This is a genomic window from Erythrobacter sp. HI0063, assembly GCF_001635685.1.
Taxonomy (GTDB): domain Bacteria; phylum Pseudomonadota; class Alphaproteobacteria; order Sphingomonadales; family Sphingomonadaceae; genus Qipengyuania.
In genome coordinates this window covers 1-350 of sequence record NZ_LWFF01000206.1, presented here as the reverse complement: position 1 = coordinate 350, position 350 = coordinate 1, and the positions used below count along the sequence as shown (strand labels likewise).

The 350-nt window shown below is 63.7% G+C and carries 1 protein-coding gene; it reads right to left on the bottom strand.

What is annotated here, in order from left to right:
* The coding region (locus A3736_RS06875; RefSeq protein WP_255362969.1) for an SPFH domain-containing protein at nt 1–350 on the bottom strand (350 nt) is incomplete at both ends.

Genomic DNA, 350 nt, shown 5'->3' with positions numbered 1-350 from the left:
CGGCTTGTGCGAGCACCTGCTGGGCATATCCGCGCGCCTGGTTGCGGGCCGCATCGGCGTTCTGTTCGGCCACCGACACATCGCGGAAGGCATCCACGACATCGGCAGGCGGATCGGCCTTGTCGATTTCGACACCGATTACGGTAATCCCGGCATTATAGGCGTCAAGCGCGCGCTGCATGCGCTCGCGCACGTCGAGTTCGATTTCCGCGCGGCCCTGGCCCGAGAACGTCTCGTCCAGTGTCTTTTCCGCGACCGAGGCGCGCATCGCCGCTTCGGCCACTTCGCGAACGGTTTCGATCGGATCGGCGAGGCTGAATTTGAAGCCCGCCAGATCCTTGATGTTCCAG